At 73.3% G+C, this 18,057-nt stretch carries 13 protein-coding genes; 11 read left to right on the forward strand and 2 right to left on the reverse strand.

Annotation, left to right across the window (positions count from 1 at the left end):
• Positions 1-113 precede the first annotated feature (113 nt).
• The 4 genes from ACLQ2W_RS27960 (at position 114) to ACLQ2W_RS27975 (ending at position 5,155) form a co-directional block, all read left to right on the forward strand.
• Positions 114-263 carry a hypothetical protein gene (locus ACLQ2W_RS27960; RefSeq protein WP_343441732.1) on the forward strand — a complete coding sequence of 50 codons (150 nt, stop codon included), beginning with the start codon at positions 114-116 and terminating at the stop codon, positions 261-263.
• Between the two features lie 5 nt (positions 264-268).
• Entirely contained in the window at positions 269-1,684 is a 1,416-nt protein-coding gene (locus ACLQ2W_RS27965; protein WP_425790106.1) for a class I SAM-dependent methyltransferase, read from the forward strand.
• Positions 1,677-3,719: a sulfatase-like hydrolase/transferase gene (locus ACLQ2W_RS27970; protein ID WP_425790108.1), complete on the forward strand. Its 2,043-nt coding sequence runs from the start codon at positions 1,677-1,679 to the stop codon at positions 3,717-3,719. Before ACLQ2W_RS27965 ends, ACLQ2W_RS27970 begins: the two co-directional genes overlap by 8 nt.
• Positions 3,720-3,871: 152 nt before the next feature.
• Complete coding sequence (locus ACLQ2W_RS27975; protein WP_425790110.1) at positions 3,872-5,155, forward strand: citrate synthase; 1,284 nt, start codon at positions 3,872-3,874, stop codon at positions 5,153-5,155.
• 179 nt (positions 5,156-5,334) lie between these two features.
• Here ACLQ2W_RS27975 and ACLQ2W_RS27980 read toward each other — a convergent pair whose 3' ends face one another.
• Positions 5,335-6,732 (reverse strand): glycosyltransferase family 4 protein, encoded by a 1,398-nt coding sequence (locus tag ACLQ2W_RS27980; RefSeq protein WP_425790112.1) that lies wholly within the window; start codon positions 6,730-6,732, stop codon positions 5,335-5,337.
• A 293-nt stretch (positions 6,733-7,025) separates the two neighbouring features.
• On the opposite strand from ACLQ2W_RS27980, the gene glgX reads away from it, so the two are divergent.
• From glgX to ACLQ2W_RS28010, 6 genes are all read left to right on the forward strand, one after another.
• Complete coding sequence (gene glgX, locus ACLQ2W_RS27985) at positions 7,026-9,146, forward strand: glycogen debranching protein GlgX (protein WP_425790360.1); 2,121 nt, start codon at positions 7,026-7,028, stop codon at positions 9,144-9,146.
• 2 nt (positions 9,147-9,148) lie between these two features.
• Entirely contained in the window at positions 9,149-11,449 is a 2,301-nt protein-coding gene (gene treY / locus ACLQ2W_RS27990) for a malto-oligosyltrehalose synthase (protein ID WP_425790114.1), read from the forward strand.
• Positions 11,446-13,179 carry a malto-oligosyltrehalose trehalohydrolase gene (gene treZ, locus ACLQ2W_RS27995; protein ID WP_425790116.1) on the forward strand — a complete coding sequence of 578 codons (1,734 nt, stop codon included), beginning with the start codon at positions 11,446-11,448 and terminating at the stop codon, positions 13,177-13,179. Before treY ends, treZ begins: the two co-directional genes overlap by 4 nt.
• Positions 13,180-13,594: 415 nt before the next feature.
• A complete protein-coding gene (locus ACLQ2W_RS28000; protein WP_405093979.1) occupies positions 13,595-14,242 on the forward strand; it encodes a maleylpyruvate isomerase family mycothiol-dependent enzyme in 648 nt (215 codons plus the stop codon).
• 43 nt (positions 14,243-14,285) lie between these two features.
• Positions 14,286-15,203, forward strand: a complete 918-nt coding sequence (bla, locus tag ACLQ2W_RS28005) for a class A beta-lactamase (RefSeq protein WP_425790118.1) — start codon at positions 14,286-14,288, stop codon at positions 15,201-15,203.
• A 25-nt stretch (positions 15,204-15,228) separates the two neighbouring features.
• The gene (locus ACLQ2W_RS28010) at positions 15,229-15,840 is read left to right on the forward strand and encodes a DUF6518 family protein (protein ID WP_425790120.1); all 612 of its coding nucleotides are present in this window, start codon (positions 15,229-15,231) and stop codon (positions 15,838-15,840) included.
• Positions 15,841-15,969: 129 nt separating this feature from the next.
• On the opposite strand, the gene ACLQ2W_RS28015 is transcribed toward ACLQ2W_RS28010, so the two are convergent.
• A complete protein-coding gene (locus ACLQ2W_RS28015) occupies positions 15,970-17,448 on the reverse strand; it encodes a glutamate--cysteine ligase (RefSeq protein ID WP_405093984.1) in 1,479 nt (492 codons plus the stop codon).
• A gap of 224 nt (positions 17,449-17,672) precedes the next feature.
• Between ACLQ2W_RS28015 and ACLQ2W_RS28020 the strand changes: the two genes are divergently transcribed.
• On the forward strand, positions 17,673-18,014 hold the full coding sequence (locus ACLQ2W_RS28020) for a DUF3817 domain-containing protein (protein ID WP_405093985.1): 342 nt from the start codon (positions 17,673-17,675) through the stop codon (positions 18,012-18,014).
• Positions 18,015-18,057: the final 43 nt, after the last annotated feature.

Below are 18,057 nucleotides of genomic sequence, written 5' to 3' on the forward strand. Positions count from 1 at the left end.
GTGGCCGCGCGTGTCCGGACAGGCGCGTACCGTAGGGAACAAGCCCGGCGTTGAGGAGTAAAGCTCGCGTTCCGGGCGGTGCTCCGATGACCGGCGAGGGAAGGAAAGCAGCCGTGACGCACCTGGCCTACCTGGACGCGGGATCCGGCAGTCTCATCGTGCAGGCGGTGGTCGGCGGGGTGGCCGGAGTGGCCGTGGCCGCCAAGCTCTACTGGCGGCGCCTGGTGACCCGGTTCCGTCGCCAGCCCACCGACCAGGGCTGACGGGCATGACGGTTCCCGACACCGGCGTCCGTGTCGAACCCGGCTCCTTCCGGGACCCCGGCAACCGGGTCTTCCACCGGGCCGGGGAGGTGCTGCGCGGCCTCGACGAGCGGTCCGCCCGGGACTGGCGGGCGCTGTCCGCCAGCGACCTCTTCCGCGACCTCACCGCCGCCGGCCACCTGGTCGGCACCGAGGAACTCGTCCCGACCCCGGTCGACGTGCCCTGGGCCGCGGTGCTGCGGCACGACCGCATCCCGTTCGTCTCCCACCCCTACGAGTGGTCGTACGCGATGCTGCGCGACGCGGCGTTGCTGCACCTGGACGTGCTGCGCGCCGCGCTGGCGGCCGGCTTCACCACCAAGGACGGGTCGGCCTACAACGTGCAGTGGCGCGGCGCCCGGCCGGTGTTCATCGACGTCGGCTCGTTCGAGGCGCTGCGCGACGGCGAACCCTGGGCCGGCTACCGGCAGTTCTGCCAGACGCTGCTCTACCCGCTGCTCATCCAGGCCCACCTCGGGCTGGACTTCCAGCCGTTCCTGCGGGCCCGGATCGACGGCGTCGAGCCGGACCAGATGCGCCGCCTGTTCGCCGGCACCCGCCGCTGGCGGGCCGGGGTGCCCACCCACGTGCACCTGCACGGCGCGATGCAGGCCCGCCACGCGGACGCCAGCAGCAGCGACGTCCGCGCCCAGCTCCGCGCCGCCGGGTTCTCCCGCGAGCTGGCCCTGGCCACCGTACGCGGGCTGACCCGACTGGTCCGCCGGCTCGACCACCGGCCCGGCGACAGCCACTGGGCGGACTACCAGCGCACCTGCGCGTACTCGGTGCCGGACCGGCAGGCCAAGGAGGACTTCGTCGACCGGGCGGTGTCCGCCACCGCCCCGCACTCGGCGTTGGACCTGGGCGCCAACGACGGCCGGTACGCCCGCATCGCGGCCCGACACGCCGCGTACGTGGTCGCCGTCGAGCAGGACCCGGGCGTGGTCGACGCGCTCTACCGCGCGCTGCGCGACGAGGGCGAGGGGCGGATCCTGCCGCTGGTGATGGACCTGGCCGATCCGTCGCCGGGCGGCGGCTGGCGCGGCGTCGAGCGGGGCGCGTTCGTCGACCGGGCGCGCGCCGACCTGGTGCTCGCCCTGGCCCTGGTGCACCACCTGGCGATCGGCCGGAACGTGCCGCTGCCCGACGTGCTCGACCAGCTCGCCGCGCTCACCGAGCCCGGCGGCAGCCTGGTGGTGGAGTTCGTCCACCCGGACGACCCGATGGCCCGCCGGCTGCTGGCCAACAAGCCGGACGGCCTCTTCCCCGACTACCGGCGGGACGCGTTCGAGGCGCTGCTGGCCCGGCGCGGGCGGGTGGTGGCGCGCGCCGAGCTGCCCTCCGGCACCCGCACGCTCTACCAGGTGGTGGTGGGTGGCTGAGGACACCCTCGCCCCACCACGGGACCGTCCGGCCGGCATCGACGCGCCCCGGCGGCGGGGCCCGTGGCGGGCCGAGGCGGCGCGACTGGCCGAGGTGACGGCGCTGGTCGGCCTCGTGGTCACCCAGCCGCTGCTGGACGTGCTCGGTCGCAGCCCCGACTTCTTCCTGTTCCACCGCGCCTCCCGGGCCGACGTGCTGCTCCTGGTCGCGCTGGTCGCGCTGGCGCCCACGCTGCCGTTCGCGGCGCTCGGCGCACTGGCGCTGCTCGGCGGCCGGGTCACCCGGTCGGCGGTGCACACCGTGCTGGTCGGGCTGCTGCTCGCCGCGCTCGCGATCCAGGTGGGCCGCCACCTGACGCCGCTTCGGGGCGTACCGCTGCTGGTGGTGGCCGGCGGGGCCGGCGCGCTCGCGGCGGTCGCGCACCGGCGGTGGCGGGCGCTGCGCCGGGTGCTGCGGGTGGCCGCGGCCGGCCCGGTGGTCTTCGTCGGACTGTTCCTGTTCGCGTCGCCGGCCTCGGCGGTGGTGCTGCCCCGCGGCGACGGTGGCGCCGCCGGCACGGCCGGCGCGGGCAGCCACCCGCCGGTGGTCATGATCGTGCTGGACGAGCTGCCGCTGGTCTCGCTGCTCGGCCCGGACGGGCGGATCGACGCCGCCCGCTACCCGAACTTCGCCGCGCTGGCCGCCGGGTCGACGTGGTACCGCAACGCCACCGGCGTCAGCGGCTGGACGCCCTACGCGCTGCCGGCCATGCTCACCGGCCGCTACCCGGACCGGGCCGTGGCGCCGCACTACTCGCAGTATCCGGACAACCTGTTCACCGCGCTCGGCGGCCTCTACCAGATCAAGGCCGAGGAGAGCATCACCCGGCTCTGCCCGCCCAGCCGCTGCGAGCAGCCGGCCAGCCCGCAGCAGGGGATCGGCGTGCTGACCCGGGAGAGCGGCAAGCTGCTGCGCCAGCTCACCGCGCCGGTGGACAGCCGGGTCGACCCGGAGGACTCGTACCGGGAGCAGACCGCGGCCGAGGCCGGGCTGGACGCCGCCGAACCGGTGCCCGACGACCCGAAGTTCCGCTGGGACACGCTCGACGACAACCAGCCGGCCCGGTTCACCTCGTTCCTCGCCGGGCTGCGCCCCGCCGACCGTCCCACGCTGCACTTCCTGCACCTGCTGATGCCGCACTCACCGTGGGCGTACCTGCCGTCCGGGGCGCACTACGACGCGCCGGAGGACCTGCCCAACGACGGCGTCGGCTGGGTGGACGTGGCCCGCGCCCGGCACCTGGCCCAGCTCGGCTACACCGACCGGCTGATCGGCGAGACGCTGCGCACGCTGCGCGCCACCGGCCTCTACGACCAGGCGCTGGTGCTGGTCACCGCGGACCACGGGGTGAGCTTCCGCCGGGACTGGCAGGGCCGGGGGATGGACGCCATCACCCACGCCGCGAACGAGGTGGCCTGGGTGCCGATGTTCGTCAAGGAGCCCGGCCAGCGGGCCGGCCGGGTCGACGACCGCAACTGGGAACACGTCGACCTGCTGCCCACCATCGCCGACGAGACCCACGTCCGGGTGCCCTGGCGGATGGACGGCGTCCCGGCCAGGGCCGCCCCCCGCGCGCGGGCCGACAAGCGCTTCTACGACCGGCCCGGCCAGCCGGTGACGATCACCGGCGGGGTGCCCGCACCGGTGCCGCTGCCGGCCGTCGACCCGTTGGTCGGCACGCGGCTCTCCGGCGCGCCCCCCGGCGGCACGGCCACGGTCGCGAACCGGGCCGCGTTCGCCGCGGTCGACCCGGCGCGGGGGCTGCCGGCGCTGGTCTGGGGCACCGTGCCCGACACCGTGCCGGACGGCACCCGGCTCGCGGTGGCGGTCAACGGCACGGTCGGCGCCGTGGTGCCGGTGGTGCCCCGGGACGCCGGCGGCCGGCGGTTCGCCGCGTTCCTCCCCGACGACCGGATCTTCGCCGCCGGCGCCAACCGGCTCGACCTGTACCGCCTCGACGCCGGCGGGACGCCGCGGCGGCTCGACCTGTCCTGACCGGCCCCGAGGCCGGTTTCCGCCCCGGCAAGTCGGGAATCAGTGACGCATACCTCACCTGCGAAACCATGCCGAGCGTTGTCCCCCATACCGTGATTACGGTAGAAGCGAAGGCAATTCAACGAAGATCTTGCCGGCGAAGCGAGGAACAGATGACGGAAGTCAAGCTCGACCACCCCGGTGGGCAGCTGTCGATGCCGGTGCAGTCCGCGGTCGAGGGCCCCGCCGGGATCGGGGTGAGCAAGCTGCTCAAGGAAACCGGGATGACCACGTACGACCCCGGTTTCGTCAACACCGCGTCCTGCTCGTCCGCGATCACCTACATCGACGGTGACGCGGGCATCCTGCGGTACCGCGGCTACCCGATCGACCAGTTGGCCGAGAAGTCCTCCTTCCTGGAGGTCTCCTACCTGCTGATCTACGGCGAGCTGCCGTCCCAGACGGAGCTCACCGAGTTCAGCGAGCGGATCCGGCGGCACTCGCTGCTGCACGAGGAGATGCGTCGCTTCTTCGACGGTTTCCCCCGCGACGCGCACCCGATGGCGGTGCTCTCCTCGGCCGTCAGCGCCATCTCGACGTTCTACCAGGACAGCCTGGACCCGTTCGACTCCGAGCACGTCGAGATGTCCATGGTGCGGCTGATGGCGAAGGTCCCCACCATCGCCTCGTACGCCTACAAGAAGTCGATCGGCCAGCCGCTGCTGTACCCGGACAACTCGCTCGGCTACGTCGAGAACTTCCTCCGGATGACGTTCGGCGTGCCCGCCGAGCAGTACGAGGTCGACCCGGTCGTCGCCCGCGTGCTGGACATGCTGTTCGTCCTGCACGCCGACCACGAGCAGAACTGCTCCACCTCGACCGTGCGGCTGGTCGGCTCCAGCAACGCCAACCTGTTCGCCTCCGTCTCGGCCGGCGTGAACGCGCTGTTCGGCCCGCTGCACGGCGGCGCCAACCAGGCCGTGCTGGAGATGCTCCAGAAGATCCAGGCCGACGGCGGCGACGTCCGCTCCTTCGTGCAGAAGGTGAAGGACAAGCAGGACGGCGTGAAGCTGATGGGCTTCGGCCACCGGGTCTACAAGAACTACGACCCGCGCGCCGCGATCGTGAAGAAGGCCGCCCAGGACGTGCTCGGCCGGATGGCCAAGCCGGACCCGCTGCTGGACCTCGCGATGCAGCTGGAGGAGATCGCGCTCGCCGACGACTTCTTCGTCTCCCGGCGGCTCTACCCGAACGTGGACTTCTACACCGGCCTGATCTACAAGGCCATGGGTTTCCCGACGAAGATGTTCACGGTGCTGTTCGCGCTGGGCCGGCTGCCCGGCTGGATCGCCCAGTGGCGCGAGATGATCAACGACCCGGAGACCAAGATCGGTCGCCCGCGGCAGATCTACACCGGCGCCCCGGAGCGCGACTACGTCCCCGCCGCCAACCGCTGACGGTGTAAGGAGGGGGCCCCGCTTAACGCTTTTGGTATAGGCGGGGCCCCTGCTTAACACCGTCGACGAGTGAGGCCGCCGACCCGCACGGGTCGGCGGCCTTTCGCGTGCTCGGGTGGGCGCGGCTGTTAAGCGGGGCCCCCGCCTCTACCAAAAGCGTTAAGCGGGGCCCCCGCCTTTCACCTCAGGCCGGCGGCGGTGAGGAGGTTGCCGGCGGGGAGAGGGGGGAGGGTGCGGCCGGCGGCCATCCGCTGCTCGGTGCGGGCGGCGGTGAACGCCGGGTCGCCGGCGATCGCGGCGGCGTACGCGGCGGCCGTGCGGGACGCGATCGCCGACCAGCCGTACCGCTCGTGCACCATGGCGCGGGCCCGGCGGGCCAGCGCGCGGGCCCGGTCGGTGTCGGAGAGCAGCGCGTGCACCGCCTCGGCCAGCCCGTCCGGGTCCTGCGGGGCGAACGTCATCCCGGTGACGCCCGGTTCGACGATCTCGGCCAGCCCACCGGTACGCGACACCGCCAGCGGCGCGCCCGCGGCGGCGCCCTCCAGCGCGACCATGCCGAACGGCTCGTAGATGCTGGGCACCGCGAAGCAGTCCGAGGCGGCCATCACCGCGGGCAGGTCGGTGCCGCCGAGGAACCCGGGCATGCTGACCGTGTCGCCCAGCCCGAGCCGGTGCACCTCGGACTCCAGCTCCGCCTTGTACGGCCCGTCGCCGACGATCACCGCGCGCAGCCCGGGGTGCCGGTCCCGCAGCCGGGGCAGCCCGGCCAGCAGGTGCTGCACGCCCTTCTCGTAGACCAGCCGACCGGCGAACGTGACAAGCGGCCCGTCGGCGGCGAAGCGGGTCCGGGCGGCGGCGACCGCCGAGGCGGGCACCCGCCAGCGGTGCGGCTCGACGCCGTTGGGCACCACGTCGACCCGGGCCGGGTCCACGCCGAACAGCGCGCCGACCTCGTCGCGCATGTAGCCGGAGCAGACGATCACCCGGCCGGACTCGCTGGCCAGCCACTGCTCGACGCCGTGGATGGTGCGGTTCATCTCCTCGGGCAGCCAGCCCTGGTGCCGGCCCGCCTCGGTGGCGTGGATGGTGGTCACCAGCGGCACGTCCAGGTGCTCGCGCAGCGTCATGGCGGTGTGCGCGACCAGCCAGTCGTGGGCGTGGATCACGTCGTACGCGCCGGACTCGGCGGCGCGCAGCGCGGCCCGGGTGAGCGTGTGGTTGAACGCCATGGTCCAGGCCAGCAGCGACCCGGTGGCGAGCGGGAAGGTGACCGGGTCCTCGGCGGCGCGGACGACGCGCACGCCGTCGGCGTACTCCTCCAGCGGCGCGCCCTCGGCGTGCCGGGTGACCACGGTGACCTCGTGCCCGGCGGCGGCCAGGGCGACGGAGAGCGCGTGCACGTGGCGGCCGAGGCCACCGACGAGCACCGGCGGGTACTCCCACGACAGCATCAGGATGCGCCGCTTCCGGGACGCGGCGCCGGATTGCGGCGGCACGGTCGGGCGGGAGGTGAGGGTGGGCCGGTGGAGCCGGTCCGTCGCGGTGGCGGTAGGCGCGCCGACCCGCAGAGTGGTCACGTGTCGTTCTCCGTCCATGCAGGGTGGGACACGCCGGCATCGGTGGCGGCGGTGGGGCGGTGGTGGGGGATGGCCGAGCGGCCGGGTGGACACGCGCGGGCGCGCGTCCGCGGTCAAGGAAAGTCCATCCGGCGCGAACCCGCACCTCGAAACGGTCGATCGTGACGGACGACACCAGAACCTTTCGGTTACCGTCCGAACGGGTGGATTGGCGGCGGGTACGGCGGGGCATCAACGGCGTGCGCGCCGGCCGCCCGTCCGGCGCGCTGACGATCATGGGCCGAAGGAGCGACATGCAGGTCTGGCCGGGCGAGAGCTACCCCCTCGGCGCCACCTACGACGGAATGGGCACCAACTTCGCGATCTTCTCCGAGGTGGCGGAGCGGGTCGAGCTCTGTCTGTTCGACGAGTGGGACATCGGCACCGAGCGCCGGGTCGAGCTGCGCGAGGTCGACGCGTACGTCTGGCACGCCTACATTCCCGGCGTCGAGCCCGGCCAGCGGTACGGCTTCCGGGTGCACGGCCGGTGGGACCCGGCCGACGGGGTGCGGTGCAACCCGCACAAGCTGCTGCTCGACCCGTACGCGAAGGCGGTCGACGGCGAGGTCTCCTGGGACCCGGCGGTCTACGACTACGAGGTGGGCGGCGACCCGGACCGGATGAACACCACCGACTCGGCGCCGTTCATGCCGAAGTCGGTGGTGGTGAACCCGTACTTCGACTGGGGCAACGACAAGCCGCCGCGCACCCCGTACCACCACTCGGTCATCTACGAGGCGCACGTGCGCGGGCTGACCATGCGCCACCCGGACATCCCGGAGGAGCTGCGCGGCACGTACGCGGCGATCGCCTCGCCGGTGATGATCGAGCACTTCAAGCAACTCGGGGTGACCGCGGTCGAGCTGATGCCGGTGCACGAGTTCGTGCACGACCACCGCCTGGCCGACCTGGGGCTGCGCAACTACTGGGGCTACAACACCATCGGCTTCTTCGCCCCGCACCACGGCTACTCCGCGCTGGGCCGGCTCGGCCAGCAGGTGCAGGAGTTCCGCGGCATGGTCAAGGCGCTGCACGCCGCCGGCATCGAGGTCATCCTCGACGTGGTCTACAACCACACCGCCGAGGGCAACCACCTCGGGCCGTCGCTGAGCTTCAAGGGCATCGACACGCCGAGCTACTACCGGCTGTCCGAGGAGGATCGGCGCTACTTCGTCGACTACACCGGCACCGGCAACAGCCTGAACGTGCGCAGCCCGCACTCGCTGCAACTGATCATGGATTCGCTGCGCTACTGGGTCACCGAGATGCACGTCGACGGCTTCCGCTTCGACCTGGCCGCCACGCTGGCCCGCGAGTTCTACGAGGTGGACCGCCTCTCCACGTTCTTCGAGGTGGTGCAGCAGGACCCGGTGGTCGGCCGGGTCAAGCTGATCGCCGAGCCGTGGGACATCGGCCCCGGCGGCTACCAGGTGGGCAACTTCCCGCCGCAGTGGACCGAGTGGAACGGAAAGTACCGCGACACGGTCCGCGACTTCTGGCGCGGCGAGCCGGCCACGCTCGCCGAGTTCGCGTCCCGCATCTCCGGCTCCGCCGACCTCTACCAGGACGACGGCCGCCGCCCGTTCCACAGCATCAACTTCGTCACCTGCCACGACGGGTTCACGCTCACCGACCTGGTGTCGTACAACGACAAGCACAACGAGGCCAACGGCGAGGAGAACCGGGACGGGGAGAGCCACAACCGCTCCTGGAACTGCGGCGTCGAGGGCGACACCGACGACCCGGGCGTACGCGCGCTGCGGGAGCGGCAGCGGCGCAACTTCCTGGCCACGCTGATCCTGTCCCAGGGCGTGCCGATGCTCGGCCACGGCGACGAGCTGGGCCGCACCCAGCACGGCAACAACAACGCCTACTGCCAGGACAGCGAGCTGGCCTGGGTGGACTGGGCACGGGCCGACGACGAGCTGCTCACGTTCGTGCGGCGGCTCACCGACTTCCGCAACCGCCACCAGGTGTTCCGCCGTCGGCGGTTCTTCACCGGGCTGCCGGTCGGCGGTCGGGCCGCCGGCTCCGGCCTGCCCGACCTGGCCTGGTACACCCCGGACGGCCGGGAGATGACCGGCGAGGACTGGGGCAACGACTTCGGCCGCTCGGTGGCCCTGTTCGTCAACGGCGACGGCATCCCGGAGCGCGGCCAGTACGGCCAACGCCACCGGGACAGCTCCTTCCTGCTGCTGTTCAACGCGCACGACGCGGCGTTGGACTTCACGATGCCCGGGGAGGAGTTCGGGCCCCGGTGGGAGCTGGTGATCAGCACCGCGGAACCGGATCCGGAGAAGACGACAGTGGTCGAGGCGGGTGGCACGGTGTGCGTGCCGGACCGCTCGCTGCTGGTCCTGGAGAGGACGCCCTGACCATGCCCGACACCCCCCGTTCGACCTACCGCGTCCAGGTGCGGCCCGGCTTCGACCTGGACGCCACCGCCGAGCTGGTCGACTACCTGGCCACGCTCGGCGTCACCCACCTCTACACCGCGCCGCTGCTCACCGCCACCCCCGGCTCGCAGCACGGCTACGACGTGGTCGACCACCGGGCGGTCAACCCGGAGCTGGGCGGCGAGGCCGGTCGGCAACGCCTGGTCCGGGCGCTGCGCGCGGCCGGGCTGGGCCTGGTCGTGGACATCGTGCCGAACCACGCCGGGGTGGCCCGGCCGGCGGCCAACCCGGCCTGGTGGGACGTGCTGCGGGCCGGGCGGGACTCGGCGTACGCGGACTGGTTCGACATCGACTGGGACCGCGGCCGGCTGCTGCTGCCGGTGCTCGCCGACGCCCCCGACGCGCTGGACGACCTCAAGCTGGTCGACGGGGAGCTGCGCTACCACGAGCACCGCTTCCCGATCGCGGACGGCACCGGCGACGGCACGCCCCGCGAGGTGCACGACCGGCAGCACTACGAGCTGGTGGACTGGCGGCGCGGCGACACCGAGCTGACGTACCGCCGGTTCTTCGCCGTCTCCGACCTGGCCGGCCTGCGGGTGGAGGACCCGGCGGTCTTCGACGCCACCCACGCGGAGATCCTGCGCTGGTCCGACGCCGGGGACGTCGACGGCATCCGGGTGGACCACCCGGACGGGCTGCGCGACCCGGCCGGCTACCTGGCCCGGTTGCGCGCCGCCGCGCCGGACCGCTGGCTGGTGGTGGAGAAGATCCTGGAGTACGGCGAGGACCTGCCGGACTGGCCGGTCGACGGCACCACCGGCTACGACGCGCTGGCCGCCGTGTCCGGCCTCTTCGTCGACCCGGCCGCCGAGCCGGACTTCACCGCGCTCGACGGGCGGCTCACCGGCCGGCACACCTCCTGGGAGGACCTGACCCACGGCACCAAGCTGGAGGCCGCCACCCGGCTGCTCGCCGCCGAGCTGACCCGCCTCGCCGCACTCGTGCCCGAGTTGCCCCGCCAGCAGGTCCGGGACGCCCTCGCGGAGCTGGCCGCCTGCTTCCCGGTCTACCGCGGCTATCCGCCGGAGGGGGCCCGGCACCTGGCCGCCGCCCGCAGCGAGGCCGGCCGCCGCCGGCCCGACCTGACCGCCGTGCTGGACCAGGTCACCGCCCGGCTCCGGGACCCCGGCCACGAGCTGGCCGCCCGGTTCCCGCAGCTGACCGGCGCGGTGATGGCCAAGGGCGTGGAGGACACCGCCTACTACCGGTGGAGCCGGTTCGTCGCGCTCAACGAGGTGGGCGGCAGCCCGGCCCACTTCGGCGTGCCGCCGGCCGAGCTGCACCGGTTCGCCGCCGCCCGCCAGGTGCGCTGGCCGGCGAGCATGACCGCGCTCTCCACCCACGACACCAAGCGCGGCGAGGACGTCCGCGCCCGGCTCGCGGTGCTCAGCGAGCTGCCCGGCCGGTGGGCCGACCGGGTCACCGACTGGATGTCCCGGGCGCCGCTGGCCGACCCGGCGCTGGCCCACCTGCTCTGGCAGACCGCCGTCGGGGCCTGGCCGCTCGACCGGGACCGACTGCACGGGTACGCCGAGAAGGCCGCCCGCGAGGCGTCGGTCAGCACGAGCTGGGCCGACCCCGACCCGGCCTTCGAGCACGAGATGCACGCCCTGGTCGACCGGATGTACGACGACCCGGAGCTGCACGCCCAGATCACCGCGTTCGTCGACGAGATCACGCCGGCCGGCTGGTCCAACGCGCTCGGGCAGAAGCTGGTGCAGCTCGCCATGCCCGGCGTGCCGGACACCTACCAGGGCACCGAGCTGTGGGAGAACTCCCTGGTCGACCCGGACAACCGCCGCCCGGTCGACTTCGCCGTACGTCGGGAGCTGCTGGCCCGGCTCGACGCCGGCTGGCAGCCGACGGTGGCCGCGGACGGCGCGGCCAAGCTGCTCGTGGTCTCCCGCACGCTGCGGCTGCGCCGCGACCGGCCGGAGCTGTTCACCGGCTACCGGCCGGTGCCGGCGCGTGGCCCGGCCGCCGCGCACGCGGTGGCGTTCGACCGGGGCGGCGCGATCGCGGTGGCCACCCGGCTGCCGGTGCGGCTGGTCCGCGACGGCGGCTGGCGGGGCACGACGTTGTCACTTCCCGTTCATCAGGTGACCGACGTGTTCACCGGCCGGGTCTACAGTGGTGAGGAGGTGCTCCTGGAAGATCTGTTGAGCACCTGTCCCGTCGCCCTCCTCGCACCCACCGACCCAGCGGAGGCCGCCGCATGACCGAGTTCACGGTGTGGGCGCCCGAGGCCGCCCGGGTGCGGTTGCGTCTGCCCGGCGTGGCCGACCACGACATGCGTCCAGGGCCGGACGGCTGGTGGCGGGTCGAGGCGCCCGACGCCGGGCCGGGCGCCGACTACGCGTTCCTGCTCGACGACGACGAGCAGGCGCTGCCGGACCCGAGGTCGGCCTGGCAGCCGGCCGGTGTGCACGGCCCCAGCCGGGTGTACGACCACGCGGCGTTCCCCTGGACCGACACCGCGTGGACCGGCCGGCAGTTGCCCGGCAGCGTGCTGTACGAGCTGCACATCGGCACGTTCACCCCGGAGGGCACGTTCGACGGCGCCATCGCCCGGCTCGACCACCTGGTGGAGCTCGGCGTCGACCTGGTCGAGCTGCTGCCGGTGAACGCGTTCAACGGCGAGCACAACTGGGGTTACGACGGCGTCTGCTGGTACGCCCCGCACGAGCCCTACGGCGGGCCGGACGGCCTGAAACGGTTCGTGGACGCCGCCCACGCCCGAGGGCTGGGGGTGATCCTCGACGTCGTCTACAACCATTTCGGGCCCTCCGGGGCCTACGCGCCGCGCTTCGCGCCGTACCTCACCGAGCAGAGCAACACCTGGGGCCGCACGGTCAACCTGGACGGCCCGCACTCCGACGGTGTGCGCCGCTACATCGTCGACAGCGTGCTGATGTGGCTGCGCGACTACCACGTCGACGGGCTGCGGCTGGACGCCGTGCACGCGATGCCGGACGGCCGGGCCACCCACTGGCTGGAGGAGGTGGCGGTCGAGGTCGAGTCGCTGTCGACCGCGCTGGGCCGGCCGCTGTCGCTGATCGCCGAGTCCGACCTGAACGACCCGACGCTGATCACGCCGCGCGAGTCCGGCGGCTACGGCCTGCACGCCCAGTGGAACGACGACGCCCACCACGCGCTGCACACGCTGCTCACCGGCGAGCGGCAGGGCTACTACGGCGACTTCGGCTCGCTGGAGTGCCTCACCGACGTGCTGACCGGCGCGTTCTTCCACGCCGGCACCTGGTCCAGCTTCCGCAACCGCAGCCACGGCCGTCCGGTCGACCGGCAGCGCACGCCCGGCCACCGGTTCGTCGCCTACCTGCAGAACCACGACCAGATCGGCAACCGGGCCACCGGCGACCGGATCTCCGCCACGCTCTCGACCGGGATGCTGCGGGTCGGCGCCACGCTGCTGATGACCGCGCCGTTCACCCCGATGCTCTTCATGGGCGAGGAGTGGGCCGCGACCACGCCGTGGCAGTTCTTCACCAGCCACCCCGAGCCGGAGCTGGCGGTCGCGGTCGCCACCGGCCGCCGACGCGAGTTCGCCGACCACGGATGGGCCACCGACGACGTGCCCGACCCGCAGGACCCGCAGACGTTCCTGCGGTCCCGGCTGGACTGGGCCGAGCTGGACAAGCCCGACCACCGCGAGATGTACGAGTTCCATCGGCGGCTGATCGCGTTGCGCAAGTCCTGCCCGGACCTGTCCGACCCGCGGCTGCACCGGGTCGAGGTGCGCCACGGCGACCAGTTCCTGGTGGTGCGACGTGGCGACACGCTGGTGGTGGCCAACCTGGCGGAGCGACCGCAGCGGGTGAACCTGCCCGGGGCGGTACGCCGGGTGCTGCTCGCCTCCTCCGAGGGCGCCACGGTGATGCGCGGCGGCATCGAGCTGCCGGCGGAGAGCGCGGCGATCGTCGCGCTCTGACGTCTGTCGGCGTGGTGCCCGTTGGCGGTCGCGCGCCCGAGCGTGGTCCGACCGGCTCACGGCAGCGGGAGGCATGACTTTGCCGCCCGCGGCCCTGTGGAGCTGAGAGCAGATTCGACTCAGACGCCCCGCCCGAGGTCGGCTCCCGTCCGGCCCGCGCGGCCCGGCGGCGGTGAGCCGTCGGCGAGGTAGGCGGGGGCGCGTGACGCCCGGGCGCACCGCCACCCTGACCCGGTGAACGGGTTCGCGCCGATCTTGGAGTTGTGGTGGTTCGCAAAGCCGACATGCGACGCTTTTCCTGGCACCACAACTCCAAGATCGATGAGAGGGCGAGGCGGCGGCGAGGCGGCGGAGCGATGAGTTCGCCGGACGGGGGCGGTCTGAGCGGGGACGGGGCCGACAACTGGGGGTTTTCATGTCCGACACGCTGAGCCGGGACGAGTTGTGGGCGCTCGCGCACGCCGAGCGGGCCGCCCTCGCCGACGACCTGGCCGGGCTCGACGCGGCGCGGTGGGCGCACCGTTCGCTGTGCGGCCGGTGGACGGTGGAGCAGGTGGTCGCGCACCTGACCGCGGCGGCGAGCGTCGGCCGGGCCCGCTGGGTGGCCAGCGTGCTGGGCGCGCGCTTCGACTTCGACAAGCACAACGACCGTCGCCTGGCCGAGCACCGGGGCGCCGACCCGGCGGAGACGCTCGACCGGTTCCGTCGGATCATCCGCAGCACCACGTCCACGTTCGGCCCGACCGAGGCGTGGCTCGGTGAGGTGGTCGTGCACGCCCAGGACATCCGGCGACCGCTCGGGCTCGGCCGTACGCCGCCGGTCGAGGCCGTGACGCCGGTCGCCCGTTTCTTCGCCGGTCGGGACTTCACCGTGAGCGGACGCAGCGCCATCCGAGGGCTGCGGGTGGCGGCCACCGACGGACCGTTCGCCGCCGGCGCCGGCCCACTGGTCAGCGGCACCACGCTGGCACTGACCATGGCGATGGCCGGCCGGGCGGCATACTGCGATGACCTGACCGGGCCCGGCGTGCCCACGCTGCGTCAGCGGTGCGCCCCCGCCTGAGGACGGTCGACGCCGCCGGTGTGCCGGCGTGGAGAGGAGCACCATGAAGCACGTTCGGCGGGCAGCGGCGGCGCTCGCGATCGTCCTCCTGGCCGGCTGCACGTCCACCCCGCCCGCGCCCCGCGCCAGCACGGCTCCCGCCGCCAGCACGGCTCCCGGCGCGTCGACGGGTGCCCCGGTTCCGGTGCCCGGGGAACTCGCCGCGCTGGAACGGCGGTTCGGCGCGCGGATCGGCGTCTACGCGGTCGACACCGGCACCGGCCGCACGCTGGCCCACCGGGCCGACGAACGGTTCGCGTACGCGTCGACGTGCAAGGCGCTCGCGGCCGGCGCGTTGCTGGCCGCCGCGTCCGACGCCGACCTGGACCGGGTGGTGCGTTACCGGCGGGCGGACCTGGTGTCGTACTCGCCGGTCACCGAGCGGCACGTCGGGTCCGGGATGACGCTGCGGGCGGTCGCCGAGGCGGCGGTGCGGCACAGCGACAACACCGCCGGCAACCTGATGTTCGCCGAACTCGGCGGCCCGGCCGGGTTCGAGCGTGCGTTGCGGGGCGTCGGCGACCGGGTCACCGACCCCGCCCGCACGGAGCCGGACCTCAACGAGGCCGCGCCGGGCGACGTCCGCGACACCAGCACCCCCCGCGCGCTGGTCGGTTCCCTGCGGGCGTACGCGCTGGGCGACGTGCTGCCGCCGCCGGACCGGGCGGTGCTGCTCGACTGGATGCGGAGCAGCACCACCGGGGCGGCCCTGGTCCGGGCCGGCGCGCCGGCCGGATGGCGGGTCGCGGACAAGAGCGGCACCGGCGGGTACGGCACCCGAAACGACATCGCCGTGGTGTGGCCGCCGAACGCCGCGCCGATCGTGCTGGCGGTGCTCACCACCCGGGCCGACCGGAACGCGACGCCGGACGACGCGCTGGTGGCCGGTGCCGCGGCGGCGACCCTGGCCGCGATACGCTGACTGCATACCGAGTATGCTCGCCGGCATGCCGCCCACCCGTCGCATCCTGGCGCTCGTCGCCCCCCTCGCCGGTTTCCTGCTCGGCTTCCTCGACTTCGTCTGGATCACGAGGGTGCCGTATCCGCTCGCCGAACTCGGCAACTCCACCGCCACCTGGGCGGTCGCCGCGTTCGCGCTCGGCTGGTGGGTCCGGGCGGGCGAGCTGCGGGCGGCCGTGGCGGGCGTGGTCCTGCTGGTCGTCGCCGTGCCCAGCTACTACCTGGCGGCGGCGCTGCTCCAGGGTGACGACCTGGCTGTGATCACCGCGCCCACCTCGTTGCTCTGGATGGCGTCCGGGGTGCTCGCGGGCGTGGTGTTCGGCGTCGCCGGTGTCTGGGCCCGGTCGTCCGGGTGGCGGCGGGTGGTGGCGACCGCGCTGCCGGCGGCCGTGTTCGTCGAGGAGGCGCTGCGCTTCGCCGACCGGGCCCGCACCGGCTACTACCCCGGCGCCTGGTGGAACGTGGCCATCGACCTCGTGCTCGCCGCGCTCGTGGTCCTGTTCGTCGCCCGCGCCGCCCGGACCCGGTTGCTCGCGGCGACGGTGGCGTTGCCGCTGGCCGCGCTCGGCGCGCTGGTCTTCGTCGCTGTCTCCGGCTGAGGCCGTCCGGCGCCTACGAGGAGGACGCGTTCGCCGGCACCTGGAACCTGACGTCGTACGCGATCTGCGCGACCGCGTAGGCCGCCTGCGGGCCGTCCCCCGGTGACCGGGGGACGGCTCCGAACCCCGTCAGGGGATCGGCCACTCGTGCACCGGGCGGTTGCTGTGCATCAGGTCGACGTAGTGGCGGACCACCTCGCGCAGCGCGGCCGGCCGGTCCAGGTGGTCGGCGGACTCCAGCCGGTGCAGCGTCTCCACCTGCCAGGTCGCGCCGTTGCGGCCGGTCAGGCAGCGCTGCTCGACGATGCCGAGCAGCCGGTCCCGCTCGGCCGGGTCGAGGCCCCACCGGTCCAGGCCGTGATGGGCGATCGGCAGCAGCCTGCGCAGCACCAGCTCGGTCACCGGCAGGTAGCCCAGGCCCGGCCAGAACACCTGGGCGTCGATGCCGTGCCGGGCGCAGGCGTTGAAGTTCTCCTCGGCGGCGCTGAACGACATCTGCGACCAGAGCGGACGGTCCGACTCGGCCAGCGCCCGGACCAGTCCGAAGTAGAAGGCGCCGTTGGCCACCGTGTCCAGCACGGTCGGGCCGGCCGGCAGCACCCGGTTCTCCACCCGCAGGTGCGGACGCCCGCGCGACACGTCGTAGACCGGCCGGTTCCAGCGGTAGATGGTGCCGTTGTGCAGGCGCAACTCGGCGAGTTTCGGCACGCCGCCGCTGGCCAGCGTCGCCGCCGGGTCCTCCGGGTCGCACACCGGCAGCAGCGCCGGGAAGTAGCGCACGTTCTCCTCGAACAGGTCGAACACCGAGGTGATCCAGCGCTCCCCGAACCACACCCGCGGGCGTACCCCCTGGGCTTTTATCTCTTCCGCCCGGGTGTCGGTGGCCTGTTGGAACAGCGGGATGCGGGTCTCCCGCCACAGCTCCCGGCCGAAGAACAGCGGGGAGTTCGCGCCGAGTGCCACCTGGATGCCGGCGATCGCCTGGGCGGCGTTCCAGTAGTCGGCGAACTGCGCCGGGCTGACCTGGAGGTGGAACTGGGTGCTGGTGCAGGCCGCCTCCGGCGTGATGGTGTCGGCGGTGGTGGCCAGCCGCTCCACCCCGCTGATCGCGATCGGCAGGTCCTCCCCACGGGCGGCGAAGATCTGCTCGTTGAGCAACGCGTACCGGGGGTTGGCGGAGAGCGAGTCGGCGGTCAGGTGCTCCGGGCGCAGCGTCGGCAGGACACCGATCATCACCATGTGCGCGCCGACCGTCCGGGCCTTCTCCTCGGCGGCGTTGAGGCTGGCCCGCACGTGCTCCTCGAACTGGGCGGTGCCGGTGCCGGTGAGCCGGCGCGGCGCCACGTTGATCTCCACGTTGAACTGGCCCAGCTCGGTCTGGAACGCCTCGTCGGCGATCGCCGCCAGTACGTCGGCGTTGCGCATCGCCGGGTCGAAGCGTTCGTCGACCAGGTTCAGCTCGATCTCCAGGCCGGTCATCGGCCGCTCCACGTCGAACCGGGACTCGCGCAGCATCTCGGCGAAGACGTCCAGACAGCGCCGGACCTTCTCCCGGTAGCGGGCCCGATCCTCCCGGCTGAAGGTGCGTGCGCCGACGTCTTCGCCCATGGTCACCACCTTGTCACCGTTGGTCTTCCCAACCTCGCACGGAGTGACGGGTCAGGAAAAGGTCTAAGGAACCTTTTCTGTACCCCGAACCACCCCCACTCATCCTGCGGAGTGAAGGACGGGCCCCCTTTTAACGCCTTCTGCATAGGCGGGGGCCCCGCTTAACAGTTCGTCGCCAGGCGGGCCGGCTACCATGGCCGCCGCGACGGAGAAGGAGTTGAGTGATGCGCGACGGGTGGATCCGGGCGTTCGTGTGGGCGGCGATCGCCGAGGCGTGCTCCTGGGCGGCGCTGCTGGCCGGCATGGCGGTCAAGTACGGGCCGCCGCGCAACGAACTCGGCGTGCAGGTGTTCGGCCCGATCCACGGCGCGCTCTTCGTCGCGTACGGGCTGCTGGTCCTCGTGGTGGCCCGACGGCGACGTTGGTCGCTGGTGTGGACCGGGCTGGCGCTGGCCAGCGCGGTGCCGCCGTTCGCCACCGTGCTGTTCGAGCGCTGGGCGCGCCGCCGCGGGTTGCTCGACGCCCCCGCTCCCGCCGAGCGTCCGCTCGCGAATGTCGGTGGTTAAGAGGGGGCCCCGCCTCTACCGCAGACGTTAAGAGGGGGCCCCT

The organism is Micromonospora sp. DT227 (assembly GCF_049841835.1).
Classification (GTDB): domain Bacteria; phylum Actinomycetota; class Actinomycetes; order Mycobacteriales; family Micromonosporaceae; genus Micromonospora.